9 protein-coding genes and 1 pseudogene are annotated in these 14,639 nt (G+C 73.0%); 4 read left to right on the top strand and 6 right to left on the bottom strand.

Annotated elements, in window-relative coordinates:
- Window positions 1-383 (top strand): class I SAM-dependent methyltransferase (locus tag AOK16_RS11715; RefSeq protein WP_157859179.1); only part of this gene is annotated, 383 nt, incomplete at its 5' end.
- An 85-nt stretch (window positions 384-468) separates the two neighbouring features.
- Entirely contained in the window at window positions 469-1,302 is an 834-nt protein-coding gene (locus tag AOK16_RS11710; protein ID WP_055472197.1) for a hypothetical protein, read from the top strand.
- 40 nt (window positions 1,303-1,342) lie between these two features.
- On the opposite strand, the gene AOK16_RS11705 is transcribed toward AOK16_RS11710, so the two are convergent.
- The 4 genes from AOK16_RS11705 to AOK16_RS11690 all read right to left on the bottom strand — a co-directional run bounded on the left by AOK16_RS11705 (window position 1,343) and on the right by AOK16_RS11690 (window position 5,260).
- On the bottom strand, window positions 1,343-3,076 hold the full coding sequence (locus AOK16_RS11705) for an L-lactate permease (RefSeq protein ID WP_055472196.1): 1,734 nt from the start codon (window positions 3,074-3,076) through the stop codon (window positions 1,343-1,345).
- Between the two features lie 261 nt (window positions 3,077-3,337).
- A complete protein-coding gene (locus AOK16_RS11700; protein WP_055472199.1) occupies window positions 3,338-3,895 on the bottom strand; it encodes an MOSC domain-containing protein in 558 nt (185 codons plus the stop codon).
- Entirely contained in the window at window positions 3,892-4,074 is a 183-nt protein-coding gene (locus AOK16_RS11695; protein WP_055472195.1) for a hypothetical protein, read from the bottom strand. Before AOK16_RS11695 ends, AOK16_RS11700 begins: the two co-directional genes overlap by 4 nt.
- 136 nt (window positions 4,075-4,210) lie before the next feature.
- The gene (locus AOK16_RS11690) at window positions 4,211-5,260 is read right to left on the bottom strand and encodes an acyl-CoA desaturase (protein WP_055472194.1); all 1,050 of its coding nucleotides are present in this window, start codon (window positions 5,258-5,260) and stop codon (window positions 4,211-4,213) included.
- Window positions 5,261-5,569: 309 nt separating this feature from the next.
- Here AOK16_RS11690 and AOK16_RS11685 point away from each other — a divergent pair, with 309 nt between their 5' ends.
- Complete coding sequence (locus AOK16_RS11685; protein WP_055472193.1) at window positions 5,570-8,521, top strand: DEAD/DEAH box helicase; 2,952 nt, start codon at window positions 5,570-5,572, stop codon at window positions 8,519-8,521.
- A pseudogene (locus AOK16_RS11680) lies at window positions 8,518-9,516 on the top strand (SWIM zinc finger family protein); the annotation flags it as partial. The gene AOK16_RS11685 and the pseudogene AOK16_RS11680, both read left to right, overlap by 4 nt.
- A 174-nt stretch (window positions 9,517-9,690) precedes the next feature.
- Here the strand turns inward: AOK16_RS11680 and AOK16_RS11675 are convergent.
- Entirely contained in the window at window positions 9,691-13,479 is a 3,789-nt protein-coding gene (locus AOK16_RS11675) for a S8 family serine peptidase (protein ID WP_079101271.1), read from the bottom strand.
- Between the two features lie 115 nt (window positions 13,480-13,594).
- Window positions 13,595-14,639 (bottom strand): xylose isomerase (gene xylA, locus AOK16_RS11670; RefSeq protein ID WP_055472191.1); only part of this gene is annotated, 1,045 nt, incomplete at its 5' end.

Here is a 14,639-nt window from a genome sequence, read left to right as displayed (position 1 = left end):
TGCGGGCCGCCGCCCGGGCCGGAACGCACCGCCACGCGCTCCTCGCCGTCGCGGACGCCGCCCGACTGCCCTTCCGGGACGCCGCGCTGGACGCGGTGTTCGCCGCCGGGCTCGTATCCCATCTGCCGGACCCGCGCGCGGGGTTGCGCGAGCTGGCGCGGGTTGTGCGCCCCGGCGGACGTCTCGCGCTGTTCCACCCCATCGGCCGAGCCGCCCTCGCGGCCCGCCAGGAACGGCGGCTCACCCCCGATGACCTGCGGGCGGAACCCAACCTTCGCCCCTTGTTGGAGAGTTCGGGCTGGCGGATGCTCTCCTACACGGATACGGACGCCCGCTTCCTGGTGCTCGGCGCCCGTGGAGCCGACCCTGCACCCCCGCCCTGACGTGCCGATTCGTGGCCGCGGGGCTCTCGACGGAGAGGGCGCGCACTGGCTAGGGTGCGCCCACTGCCGACCTTCGGAGGTGCCCGTGTCCGCGACGGACGACGTCCGGGAAGTCCAGGACGCCGAGGACGCGCTGTTCGTGCTCACCGCGGTGCTGCTCACGCCCGCGCAGTTCCCGAGCGTCCTCGGCGACGACTACCCGGAGGCGTGCGCCGCCCTCGGACTCGAGCCGTACGAGGAGGGGTACGGCCTCGTGCTCGGGCAGGACAGCAACGGGGTGCGGTGGACCGTGGCAACCGACGACGTGTCGCTCGTCGCCTGCGCCATCGCCTCCTGGGACTGCGGCATGGAGTACGACCTCACGCCCGGCGAGCACAGCGTGGTCGCCGCCCTGCCGGGCTGGCCGCTGGCCGTCGCCGTGGCGGCGCCCGGCGTCCCCGCGCCGCACGACCCCGCGCCGGACCCGGAGTCCGGCGCCGCGCGGCCCCCTCTGAGCCCGCCCGACTCCGATAGGTGGGGTCCCGCGCAGCGGCGGCTGGGCGCGGACGAGATCGCGCTGCAGTGGGCCGTCTGGCGCGAACGGGTGGACGCGGAGATCGAGTTCGTACAGCCCGGTGAGGGCGCGGGCGGTGGCTCGGAGGGCGGGTCGGCGGACAGCCCCGTACGGCGCGTTCTCGGCGAGGCCCGCGGCTACGTGGACTCCCCGCCGCCACCCGGCCGTATCCGCTCGGCCTTCGCCTCCGGGGAGGCCCGCACGCTGCGGGTCGACGGCCCGGGCTGGAGCATGGTGGCCCGGACCGACGACATCGCCTTCGTCCTGGTCGACGAGGAGCCGGGCGAGGTCCTCACGGTGGGCCGGGGCCCCGAACTGCCCGGCCTCCTCAAGGCCTTGGACGAGCTGGCGGTGCGGCCCGCCTGACCCGCTGTGTTCGACTGCGTGGTTCGGGCGTGCACCGCCCTCAGTTCGGCAGCATCCACTCCAGCACCGGGGTCGATTGCAGGTAGACCAGGACGCACATCACCAGCAGCAGAGCCAGGCTCCAGCCCACGACCTTGCGCAGCAGTTCGGCCTCCCGGCCGCCGAGGCCCGTGGCGGCCGCGGCGATGGCCAGGTTCTGCGGGGAGAGCATCTTGCCGAGGACTCCGCCGGAACTGTTCGCGGAGGCCAGGAGTTCCGGGCTGAGCCCGGTGCTCTTGGCGGCCGCCACCTGGAGGGTGCCGAACAGGGCGTTGGCAGAGGTGTCGGAGCCGCTGACGGCGACGCCGAGCCAGCCGAGGACCGGGGACAGGAAGGCCAGCCCGCTGCCCGCACCCGCGATCCAGTGGCCGATCGTGGTGGTCTGGCCGGACAGGTTCATCACATAGGCGAGGGCGAGCACGGTCGCCACGGTCAGGACGGCCCACCGCAGTTGGCGCAGTGTCCGGCCGTACGTACGGAGGGCGACGCCGGGGCGTACGGAGAGCACGGCGCCGGTGATCAGGCCGCTGAGAAGCAGCAGGGTGCCAGTGGCGGGCAGCCAGTTGAAGGTGAAGGTGGTCGCGCCGGCCGGCTCCCCGGTGACCGGGTCCGCGACGTCCAGCCCTGGCCAGGAGAAAGCGGTCGAGCCCTTCGCCAGCAGATCCTTGACGGGGCCGAGCTGGCTGATCGCGAAGACCACGATGATGACGGCATAGGGGATGTACGCCTTGACGGTCGCGCCGCGGTCGACGCTTTCCCCGGCCCCGGGCCGGTCATCGGGCCGAGGCCGGTCGTCGCTCCCGGTCCGGGCGTGGGCCTCGGCCTTGGCGCGCACCCGCTCCACGTCGGCCGGGTCGGCGTCCTCTCTGCCGCCCGCGATGACCGGCGGGGGCTGGAGTCCGCCGCGGGCGCTGCCGGGCACGCCGATCCGGCTCACCCGCATGACCACGACGAGGGCCCCGACGGCGGCGAGTGCGGCGACGACGTCGGTCAGTTCGGTGGAGATGTAGTTGGCGCAGGCGAACTGGGCCAGTGCGAAGGCGACTCCGCAGGCCAGCGCCGGCAGCCAGGTCTCCCTCAGGCCGCGGCGCCCGTCGACGAGATAGACCAGCAGCAGGGGGACGACGGTGGCCAGCACCGGCGTCTGCCGCCCGACGGTGGCGGAGATGTCCTCCAGCGGGATACCCGTGAGCCGGGACAGGGTGATGACCGGGGTGCCCATGGCGCCGAAGGCCACGGGGGCGGTGTTGGCGACGAGGGCGACGGTCGCGGCCTTGAAGGGCTTGAAGCCGAGTGCGATGAGCATCACCGAGCTGATCGCAACGGGCGCGCCGAAGCCGGCCAGCGCCTCCAGCAGCGCACCGAAGCAGAAGGCCACGATGACGGCCTGGAGCCGCTGGTCGTCGGAGAGGCGGCTGAAGGACCTGCGCAGCACCTCGAAGTGGCCGGTGTCGACCGTCAGTTGGTAGATCCACAGCGCGTTGACGACGATCCACATGATCGGGAAGAGGCCGAAGACCGCGCCCAGCACGGCGGAGTCGAGCGCCTGGCCCACTGGCATCTCGTAGGCGAGGACCGCCACGGCGACGGAGGCTGCCAGGGCGGACAGCGCGGCCCACTGCGCCTTGAGCCGCAGGACGCCGAGGAGGACGAAGAAGAGGAGCAGGGGCGTGGCGGCGACGAGCGCCGACCATGCCAGCGAGCCACCCAAGGGGTCGAGTACGGGCTGGAACATGGCGGTGCCTCCTGGTCCCTGACAGAACGGCAGCGGCCCAGCGCACTTCCGGCATCCGGAAGGCGCCGATCGCGTCACGGAACCTAAGGTGGTTGGATCTCCGGGTCAACCCTCTGCGTGAGCACGCTTCACCGGATGGGCACAGATCGGCACAACGACCATGGGAGGTATACGCGTTCGTGATCGACGCGGGGGTGTGGCCGGGTCAACCGCCCTCCGAGTGACCGGGTCAACCGCCCTTCCCGGTAAGGGCCGAGCGACTCAGACCCGTTCCAGCGGCCGGTGCGGCCCGGCCGGCAGCTCGACGGCGACGGGGTCGCCGGGGCGCACCTCCCCACCCGCGAGCACGACGCCCATGACTCCGGCCTTGCGGATGAGGCGGCCATCCTCGCCCCGCCCGACGACCCGCTTCAGCAGCCCGCTCTGGAACGCGTCGATCTGCAGGCAGGGGTTGCGCAACCCGGTCACCTCGACCACGGCTTCGCCGCCGAGGCGCAGCAGCGCGCCGACCGGGAGCGCCAGCAGGTCGATGCCGCGGGTGGTGACGTTCTCCCCCAGCTGTCCCGGGGTGACCTCATGACCCGCCGCGGCCACCTCGGCGAACAGTTCCTCGTGGATCAGGTGGACCTGGCGCAGGTTCGGCTGCGTCGGGTCCTGGGCGACGCGGGAGCGGTGCTGCACGGTCACTCCCAGGTGCGCGTCGCCCTCGACGCCCAGGCCCGCGAGCAGCCGGATGCTGTCCTGGTTCGGCTTGCTGAAGTCGTGGCGCGCGCTGCGGCTGACGGCCGCGACCGTTCCGCTCGGCGCGTGTCCGGTCAGCGGCCCAGCTCCTTGCGGCTCACCCGGCGCAGTCTGCGCCGCTGGCTCTCGTCGAGCAGCAGGTAGGCGCCCGCGGGCACGCCGACCATGACCAGCAGCGCCGCCCAGAACGGCAGCAGCCACAGCAGCGCTATTCCTACCGCCACTCCCCCGACGGCGACCTTGGCTCGGTTCGACATCTCGACGCCTCCTTCGCGGCGACACCGCCGCAGTCATTCAGTGAACGGGCACGCGCCCGCGACAGTTCCCGGCCGGCCCGGTTCTTCGGCGCTTCTTCACGCCGCTCAGCGCCGGTGTCCCACGTCTCTTCCAGTCTTACTCCGCGCGGAGTGGAGCGCCGACCTCGTGCATGTGCCGCAGCGCCTGCCCGTACGAGTCGATCGGCCCGGCCTCGGCATACGGGAGCCCCAACGCCCGGCAGTGGTGCCGGACCAGCGGCTGGGCCAGGCGCAGGTGGGGGCGGGGCATGCTCGGGAAGAGGTGGTGCTCGATCTGGTAGTTCAGCCCACCGAGCAGCCAGTCCGTGAGGAGCCCGCCGCGTACGTTGCGGGAGGTCAGGACCTGGCGGCGCAGGTGTCCCCAGGGCTCGCCGTCCGGGTCGGGCATCTCCATGCCCTTGTGGTTGGGCGCGAAGGCCATTCCGAGGTGGAGGCCGCAGAGCGCGTGGTGGACGAGCGCGAAGACGACGGCCTTGCCGAGCGGCAGGGCGGCCAGGAGCAGGGCGCTGTATCCGATGATGTGCGCCACGAGGAGCCCGGCCTCGACAGCGCGCTCGCGCGGCCCCTGCCGCCGGAGATCCTGGAGGCTGCTGACCTTCAGGGCGACGCCCTCCAGCAGGAGCATGGGGAAGAACAGCCGGGCCTGGTGGCGGCTGAGCCAGCGGGCGAAGCCCGTGCGCCCCGCCGCCTGCTCCTGGGTCCAGACGAGCGCGCCCGCGCCGACGTCCGGGTCCTTCTCGACGTGGTTGGGGTTGGCGTGGTGCCGGTTGTGCTTGTCGTTCCACCAGGAGTAGCTCATGCCGAGCAGCAGGTTCCCGTGGATCAGGCCGATGATCCGGTTCGCCCGGCGGCTGCCGGCGATCTGCGCGTGTCCGGCGTCGTGGCCCACGAAGGCGGTACGGGCCGACAGTACGGCCAGGGGCAGGGCGAGGAGCAGGGTCCACCAGGTGTTGCCGAGGAGCAGCATCCCGGCGGCCACGGCGGTCAGCGCGAGGAGGTTGGCGGTGATGCCGAGCGCGTACCAGCCGGTGCGGCGTTCAAGCAGCCCCTGCTCCTTCACCTGCCGCAGCAGCGGCGTGAACTCGCTGCCCGCCCGCGGTGCGGCCGGGGGCGCGGGCGGGGCGATCGGGGTGAGGGATGAGGGCATGGAGGTCTCCGGTCCGCTCGTGTGAGGCGCCGCTGGATGCGGTCGCAGGGCGCTGACCTGTTGAAACGTACGGAAATCGAGGTCCGCCCAGCCATGGCGGCACCACCCGGATGCTTCCTGGGGCCAGCCCCCGTACCGGGGTGGGGTGTTGGGGAATACCGGTCGTTGGGCGGGGCGGACTCGGAGCCGGGGCGTTTCGGCGCGGCGGTGACACGGCTCACGGCTCTCCCGCGCACGGCAGGCGGCCCGGTGGGGTAGCCTCGGCGACTCCGGCTCTCACTAGTCAAATTTGAGGAATCCGTCAGCGCTGTGACCACGCTCCCCGCGGCAACACCCTCCCAGGTCTCCGAACTCGCCCGCTGCGCCGCCGTCTTCCTGCCTGGTGACCCGTCCCGCACCGGCCGGGTCGCCTTCTGGCGCCCCGAGGGCGACCCGCCCTCGGGCCCCGGCTCCGTGGTGGAGCTGACCGTGGCCGTCCCCTCCGGGGACGGCGTGGTCGAGCGGACCGTGCCGGCCATGGCCCTGCCCGTCCGTGACGCGGTGCCCGTGCTCACGCGCGCGAGGGCAGCGAAGGGGGACCCGGCCACTGTCTTCTGGGGCGCTGTGGCAGTGCTGGCCCTGCAACTGGCCGCCCGTGGGCGGCTGTTGCCGGGGCTCACAGCGACCGACCACGACGCCTGGCGCACCGGCCCGCTCGGCCCCGACGACCTGCGGCGGCTCCGGGAGCTGGCCGCCGCGATGCCGCCCGCCGCCCATGCCGTGCCGCTGCCCGGCACCGACCCGCCGCGACTGCCGGATCCCGAGCGGCTCGTGCGCGCCTTCCTCGACGCGGTGGCCGACGGCCTGCCCCGCACCCCCGCCGCCGCGCTCGCGGCCGGCGCTCCGCCGTTCGCCGCCCCGGAGCCCCGGCGCGTGCCGGAGCTGCGGGACTGGCCTGCCGACGTGGCCGCCGGGCACGACGCCGGCGTACGGGTGTCGCTGCGGATCGAGCTGCCGGGGCTTGTGGAGCACGCGTCGGACGGGGAGGGCATCGACGGTGCACGCGGGCCGCTGTTCCGCGCCGTGGTGCAGCTGCACAGCCTCACCGACCCCGCCCTGGTCGCGGACGCGACGGAGGTGTGGGCGGCCACCTCGGGCGGGCCCGGCGCGGGCGCACGCGCGCGTGCCGGCGCCGGAGCCAGCGGGGCCGCCGCGCACTTCGGGCCGCGGGCCCGCATGGACGCCCTGGTCACGCTGCGCCGGGCGGCGCAGGCCTGGCCGGCGCTGTCCCCGCTCCTGTCCGCCGCCGTACCGGACGCGATCGAGCTGGTCGATGAGGAGGTCATCGCGCTCCTGGGCGAGGCGGCCAGGGACCTCGACGCCGCGGGCGTACAGATCCACTGGCCCAGGGAGCTGGCCCGCGAGCTGACCGCGCGGGCGGTCATCGGCCCGTCCGGGGACCCCGATGCCCAAGGGCGCAGCGCCTCGGGACGCCGGGGCAAACCCGAATCAGATCTCCCGTCCCTGATGTCCCCCGACGCCCTGCTGGCCTTCAACTGGCGGTTCGCGGTCGGCGGACAGGACCTGACCCGGCAGGAGCTGAACCGGCTCGCCGAGGCGTCCCGGCCGGTCGTGCGGCTGCGCGACCAGTGGGTGCTCGTCGACCCCGAACTGGCCCGCCGCGCAAGGTCCCGACGCGACCGCAAGGTCGTGCCCATCGACGCGCTGAACGCGGCGCTCACCGGCTCGACCGAGGTCGGCGGCGAGCGGATCCAGGTGGAGGCCGGCGGCCCGCTGGCGGCGCTCCGCGACCTGATCCGGGACCCGGAGGCCGCGGCCGCCCCCGTACCGCAGCCCGCGGCGCTGGCCGCGACGCTGCGCGACTACCAACTCCGGGGCCTGGACTGGCTGCACCGCATGACCTCGCTCGGCCTCGGCGGCTGCCTGGCCGACGACATGGGCCTGGGCAAGACCGTCACGCTCATCGCGCTCCATCTGCACCGGCAGTGCGATCCGGCGTCCGCCGGGCCGACGCTCGTCGTCTGCCCGACCTCGCTCATGGGCAACTGGCAGCGTGAGATCGAGCGGTTCGCGCCGGGCACTCCGGTGCGCCGCTACCACGCCTCCGCGAGGGCCCTGGAGGGCCTGGCGGACGGCGAGTTCGTGCTCACCACGTACGGCACGATGCGGCTCGACGCGCGGCGGCTGGCCGAGGCCGGGCCCTGGGGCATGGTCGTCGCCGACGAGGCCCAGCACGTGAAGAACCCGCTCTCGGCGACCGCCAAGGCGCTGCGCACGATCGGCGCCCACGCGCGCGTGGCGCTCACCGGCACCCCGGTCGAGAACAACCTGTCCGAGCTGTGGGCGATCCTCGACTGGACCACGCCGGGGCTGCTGGGCACCCTCGGCTCCTTCCGCCGCCACTACGCGCAGGCCGTCGAGGGCGGCGCCGACCCGGCCGCGGCGGAGCGACTGGCCCGGCTCGCGCGCCCGTTCCTGCTGCGGCGCCGCAAGTCCGATCCGGGGATCGCGCCCGAACTGCCCCCGAAGACCGAGACGGACCGGGCGGTCGCGCTCACCAAGGAACAGGCCGGTCTCTACGAGGCGGTGGTGCGCGAGGCGCTCGCCGAGATCTCCGGCGCGGACGGCTTCGAGCGGCGAGGGCTGGTCGTGAAGCTCTTGACCTCCCTGAAGCAGATCTGCAACCACCCGGCCCAGTACCTCAAGGAGGACCGGCCGCGCATCGCGGGCCGCTCCGGCAAGGTGGAGCTGCTGGACGAACTCCTGGACACGATCCTGGCCGAGGACGCCGCGGTGCTCGTGTTCACGCAGTACGTGGCGATGGCACGGCTTCTGGAGCGGCATCTCGAGCGGCGCGGCATCTCCTCCCAGCTCCTGCACGGCGGCACACCCGTGGCCCGCCGGGAGGAGATGGTGACCCGTTTCCAGAGCGGTGAAGTGCCGGTCTTCCTGCTGTCGTTGAAGGCCGCCGGCACCGGCCTCAACCTCACGCGCGCGGGGCACGTCGTGCACTACGACCGGTGGTGGAACCCGGCCGTGGAGGCACAGGCCACGGACCGGGCCTACCGGATCGGCCAGACGCAGCCGGTGCAGGTCCACCGGATCGTCACCGAGGGGACGATCGAGGACCGGATCGCGGACATGCTCCTCAGGAAGCGGAAGTTGGCGGACGCGGTCCTGGGGAGCGGCGAGGCCGCGCTGACCGAGCTGACCGACGCCGAGCTGGCGGACCTCGTCGAGCTCCGAGGGGGCGGGCGATGAGCGGGCACTGGCCGGAGCGGGCGGTGGAGCGCAACCTGGAACGGGCCATGGAGCGCACCTTCGACCCGCTGCCGCCGACGCGCGGGCGCGCCCTCGCCGCGACCTGGTGGGGCCGGGCCTGGCTCCAGGCCCTGGAAGACACCGCGTTGGACGGGGAGCAGGTCCGGAAGGGGCGGCGGTACGCGCGCGAGGGCGCGGTCGGCGCCGTCTCCGTACGGCCCGGCCGGATCACCGCCGTGGTGCGGGACCGCGACGGTACGCCGTACCGCGCGGACGTGCTCCTCCAGGAACTGGGGGACCCCGACTGGGACCGGCTGCTGGACACCGTGGCCGGGCAGGCCGGGCACATCGCGGCGCTGCTCGACCGCGAGATGCCGCCGGACCTGGTCGAGGACGCGGCGGCGGCCGGTGTCGAACTGCTACCGGGGATCGGCGGCCTGGAACCGGAGTGCGCGTGCGGCGAGTGGGACCACTGCGGCCACACGGCGGCGCTCTGCCATCAGGTGGCACGCCTGCTCGACCAGGATCCCTTCGTGCTGCTGCTCCTGCGGGGGCGCGGGGAACGGGAGCTGCTGGCGGACCTGCAGGTGCGGAACGCGGCGCGGAGCGGCGGTGGTTCACGTGGCGCGGTCGAGGACGGAGTGCCGGGGCAGGAGGCGGAGGAAGGCGTGTCCGCGCTGGAGGCGTTCGCGGGGCAGACGCTGGTGGCACCGCTACCAGCGCCTCCGCCGCTTCCTTCCGAGCCGGGCCGCCCGCCGCTGCTCGGCGAGGCGGGCCGGGCCCCGGGGCTGGACGTCGGGGCGCTGGAGTTCCTGGCCCAGGACGCGGCCGGGCGGGCGTGGCGGATGCTGGCCGAGGCCCTGTCCCCCGGGCATGAACGGATGCCGGTACGAGCGGCGTTGACGCTTCGAGAGGACGCCGAGCGGCTCGCCGCGGAGTGTTCCCACGAGCGGATCCGGGAGCGGCTGGCCGAGGCGACGGCCGAATCCCCGGCGCTGCATCCGGCCCCACAGGGGCCCTCTCCAGCTGCGCCGGGGACACACCTCGGCACGTGCCAGGACGGGGGACCGGCCCGCCTCCTCTGAAGGAGACGGGCCGGTCCTGGAAGACGTGCCGTTCTGAGACTCCGCCGCTCCGGAGAGAGCGCCGGTACAGGGGAACCGACTTGATCAGTTCAGGCCGAAGGCCCGGATGATCTCCTGGCTGACCGTCAGCCCCTTCCCGTCCGCGGCCGTGGCCTTCAGGGAGACGGAACCGCCCTTCTTGTGCGGGGTCTGGACGGTCGCCTTCCACTGGCCGGCGCCCGTACCCCGCAGGGAGACCGGCTTCCAGGTCCTGCCGTCGTCGAAGGAGACCGAGAGGGTCGCCTTGTCCGCCGGGCGGCGGCCGCCCTCCAGCCACTCCTGGGTGCCGGAGGCGAGGGTGATCTCGGTGCGGCTCCCGGCCCTGACATCGCCCGCGGTGTCCACGTCGACGTCATAGTCGAGCTGGAGCAGCCTCAGGTCCTCCTGGAACGGCCCGTCCTCGGGCAGGACCTCGGAGACGAAGCCCCACTCCGTACGCGTACGGATCGAGGACTTCCACAGGTCCGCGTCCCGCGAACCGGTCAGGACCAGGCGGTAGGGGAGCTTCTCCTTGGGGAGGTCGCCGACCCAACTGGAGCGGCCGTCGGCCTCCTTGAGGAGCTTGTCCCCTTGGTAGAGCGCGATCTTCCCGGTGTCGTACTCGTCCCTGGGCATGGAGCCGGCGTGGCCCTCCGCCGCGTCCGTCCACATCGGGATGTTGAACTGCATGGTGTCGTACTGCTGCCGGAACGGTCCCCAGAAGCCGGTACCCAGGCGCGGGCGCTGGATGGGGGCAAACCACTGGGTCGCGTAGGTCCGGCCCGCCTTGGGGTGGTCCATACCGCCGCGCTGCTCCAGCACGCGATCGTCGGTCGCGTCGAGCACCGAGTGGTTCTCGTACCAGAAGGCGCCACCGCTCGTCGGCGTGACGTAGTCGGTGCGCTCGGACGGGTAGGACTCCCGCTCCTCCAGGCCGAAGCTCGGGCCCCACTCGGGCACGTAGTGGCGGAAGCCGCCGCCACTGACCTTGCGGTGGCCGTAGAAGGTGGCGTCGACCTTGGCCAGATCGCGCTTGACGTCGGGGGTGTAGGCCAGGGACCGGTCGGGGACGGTGCCGTCGTGGCGGGACACCAAGTCGTAGACGTAGCGCGGGTGTGCGCGCCGCTCGATGTCCAGCGTCAGCGGGGAGCGCTTGGCCTCAGCGGCCAACCGCCGGCCCTCCTCGCGCATCAGCGAGACCACCATGATGCCCGCGGAGGCGCCCGACCCGTCCTGGTAGGACTCCAGAAGCCGGCCGTCGGTGTCGTTGGCCACGAACAGCGCCTTCGCGCCCGCGGCCTTGGCGGCGGCGAGCCGCTCAGCGGGCGGCACTTCGTCGCTGCGGTCGACGATCACGGCCCTGCCCCGGGCGTCCACCTTCTTGTAGTCGGCGGTCGCCCCCTTGCCCGCGTACACCGCGCGCAGCCGGTCCTTGCCGTCGGCCACCACGCTGCCGAGCTGCTGGCGGGCGGCGATGTCGCGGCCGCGGGCCTCGACGTCCACGCTCTTCTCGCCGAGCCGCCAGCGTGTGACGTAGCTGAAGTCGCCCTGGGTGACCTTCTTGGTGGGGCTGACCCAGACGCTGTCGTACTTCAGCGGCACGACGTAACCGTCGCGGATGACACGGCCGTTGTCGGAGGTGCGGGCGAAGTCGACGTGGACCTGCCGCTCCTCGGTCTCCTGCGGCACCCTGACGCTCGCCCTGCGCGCCTTGCTCGCGTCCAGCGTGACCGTGGCGTCCTTGTTCAGCAGGGTCTCGGGCTCCATCAGCTGAGCCGTGCCGAGGGAGTCGGGCCGGTCGCCCTCGACGTCGAGCGAGGTCCACGAGGTGTACGTGCCGGGCGGCAGGCGCAGCGTGCGCTCGCCGTCGACCTCGTACGGGAAGAGGTACTCGTCGTTCTTCTCGCCGACCACGACATAGCCCTTGGCGGGCTTGCCGGCGCGGTCGCGCAGCCGGATCGTGAGGTCCCACAGCTCGCGCTCCTTGGCGAGCGCGAAGCCGGTGTGGGCGACGGTTTCGCCGGTGTCCGCGTCGGTGGCGACCACCTGGCCGGAGAAGGTCGTGTCCGCCGGGACCTTGGACGGGTCGAGGCCGAGGACGGCCTCGGCCGTGCCGCCCGCGGGGACGGTGAGGGTGGAGGCGGAGAGGGAGTACGCGGCCTGGTCGGTGTCCGTCGCCAGGTTCAGCGTGACGGGCCGGTCACCGGTGTTGCGGTAGGTGATCTTCCGTTCGGCCGGGGTGTCGGAGGCCTCGTGCGGCCAGTCGTAGCGGGCGGTCTCGACGGAGCCGGTGGCCTCGATGGCGGTGTCCAGCGCAGCAGGCACGTCGACCCGCCCGGTGCCCATCTCGTACGGGGTGTACGCAGTGAGCCGCTTGGACGTGCTCATCAGCGCGTCCTTGACGCGGTCGCCGCTCCAGTCGGGGTGGCGCTGCTTGAGGAGCGCGGCGGCGCCCGCGACGTGCGGGGTGGCCATCGAGGTGCCGTCCATCGACTGGTACCAGCCCTCGGCGCCGGGAACTTCCTGCGACCGGGCCGCGTTGATCCCTACACCGGGCGCGGAGATGTCCGGCTTCAGACCGTACGAGCCGGGGAGGGGACCCATGCTGGAGAAGTCGGCACGGCCGTCGGACTTGTCGACGGCGGCGACGGTGAGAGCGGCGGCGGCGGAGCCGGGCGAGCCGATAGTGCCCGCGCCGTAGGAGTTGCCCGCGGCGATCACGAACAGCGGACCACCGTTCGCGGAGAGCTGGTTGACGGCCTGGGACATGGGGCCGGAGCCGCTGTCCGACTGCTGTGAGCCGAGGCTCATGGAGACCACGTCGGCACCCTGGGCCTTCGCCCACTCCATGCCGTCGATGATCCAGGAGTCCTGGCCCTCGCCCGCGTCGGAGAGCACCTTGCCGACGAGCAGTTCGGCGCCGGGGGCGACGCCCTTGTTGGCGCCTTCCGACTGGGCGCCGGAGCCGGCGATGGTGGAGGCGACGTGTGTGCCGTGGCCGTTCCTGTCGGCGATCGTCTCGCCGGTCACAAAGCTGTTCGTGCCCGCTATCCGGTCCTTGACGTCGGGGTGGTTGACGTCGATGCCGGTATCGAGGACAGCGACCTTGACGCCCTTGCCGTCGTACCCCTTCGCCCAGGCCTCGTGGGCGCCGATCTGCGGAACGGAGTCCTTGAGCGCGGCCGTGACCCGCCCGTCCAGCCAGAGCTTGTCGATGCCGCCGGAGAGCGTCTTGGCCTTCGCGCTCGGCGCGATGCCGCGCCAGAACGTGCGGACGTCGTTCTTCTCCGCCCGCAGCGCGGTGGCGTGCACGCTCTCCAGGCGGCGGACCACGCTCGCGCCCTCGGGCGCGGGCGCGGATCGCGCGGCCTTGGCGGAGTAGCCGGCGATCAGGGGGACGCCGCCGGTGCGCCGGTCGTCGTAGCCCATCTCGGCAAGGGACTTGACGTCGAACAGCCGCCGGTCCAGTCGTCCCGCGGCCAGCAGGGAGACGGCCTCGTCCGGGATGACGTAGACGCTGTCGCCGGCCTGCTGGATCCGGATGCCGCCGTCCGGCGCCCCGTCCGGGCTGTCGACGGTGACGTTGTCACGCCGCCCCGGTCCGTCGGTGAAGTGCGCGACATGTCCGGTGACGAGCGTGATGTCGTACGTCTTTCCGGCGGCGTCCTTCTTGGCGCCGCCGACCGGGGAGTTGGCCGCGTGGGCGGAGGCGGACGCGGTGGCGGGGGCCGGGAGCAGGAGGCCGCAGGACAGGGTGATGGCGACAGCGGCCGCCGAGAGCGTCCGAAACGCCCGGCGGTCGGAGCGAGGACGATCGGCGTGCTCTGGCCGCCGGGTAAGGGGTAGTTCGACCATGCATATGAACTACAGGGGAACAACCGGGTCGCGCACCGGAGCAGGAGGGCGGGAAAGCGCCGTGGCACTTTCCCGCCCTCCGGAAGGGGCCGGGGATCGACCCCCTGCCCCCGGATCAGTCCTGGATGCCCAGCAGGTGGTCCATCGCGAGCTGGTCGAGCTGCTCGAAGGCCATGCCGCGCGCGGCGGCCGCGTCCACGTCGAACTCCTCGAACGCGGTGCGGTCGGCCAGCAGGCCCGCGACCGACTCGCCCTCGCCGAGCGTCGGCTGCGCCAGCTGGTCGAGCCGGGCGGCCCGCAGGGCCTCCCGCACGGCCGGGTCGGCTCGGAAGGCGGCCGAACGCTCCTTGAGGATGAGGTAGTTGCGCATGCAACCGGCTGCCGAGGCCCAGACGCCGTCGAAGTCCTCGGTGCGCGGCGGCTTGAAGTCGAAGTGCCGGGGGCCCGCGTAGCCGGCGGACTCCAGCAGGTCGACGAGCCAGAACGCGGCGCGCAGGTCGCCCGCGCCGAAACGCAGGTCCTGGTCGTACTTGATGCCGGACTGGCCGTTGAGGTCGATGTGGAACAGCTTGCCGGCCCACAGCGCCTGAGCGATGCCGTGCGGGAAGTTGAGCCCGGCCATCTGCTCGTGGCCGACCTCCGGGTTCACGCCGTACAGCTCGGGGCGCTCCAGCCGCTCGATGAACGCCAGCGCGTGGCCGACGGTGGGCAGGAGGATGTCGCCGCGCGGCTCGTTCGGCTTGGGCTCGATGGCGAAGCGCAGGTCGTAGCCCTGCTCGGTGACGTACGCGCCGAGGATGTCGAAGGCTTCCTTCATCCGGTCCAGGGCCGCCCGCACGTCCTTGGCCGCGCCGGACTCCGCGCCTTCCCGGCCGCCCCAGGCGACATAGGTCTCGGCGCCCAGCTCGGCGGCCAGGTCGATGTTGCGGATGGTCTTGCGCAGGGCGTAGCGGCGCACGTCGCGGTCGTTGGCGGTGAACGCGCCGTCCTTGAAAACCGAGTGCGTGAACAGGTTCGTGGTCGCCATCGGCACGATCACCCCGGTGGCGTCCAGGGCCTGGCGGAAGCGCTTGACGTGCGACTCCCGCTCGGCCTCGGAGGCGCCGAAGGGGATCAGGTCGTCGTCGTGGAACGTCACGCCGTACGCGCCGAGCTCGGCG

The organism is Streptomyces pathocidini (genome assembly GCF_001418495.1).
Taxonomy (GTDB): Bacteria; Actinomycetota; Actinomycetes; order Streptomycetales; family Streptomycetaceae; genus Streptomyces; species Streptomyces pathocidini.
This window is presented reverse-complemented; position numbering and strand designations above follow the sequence as displayed.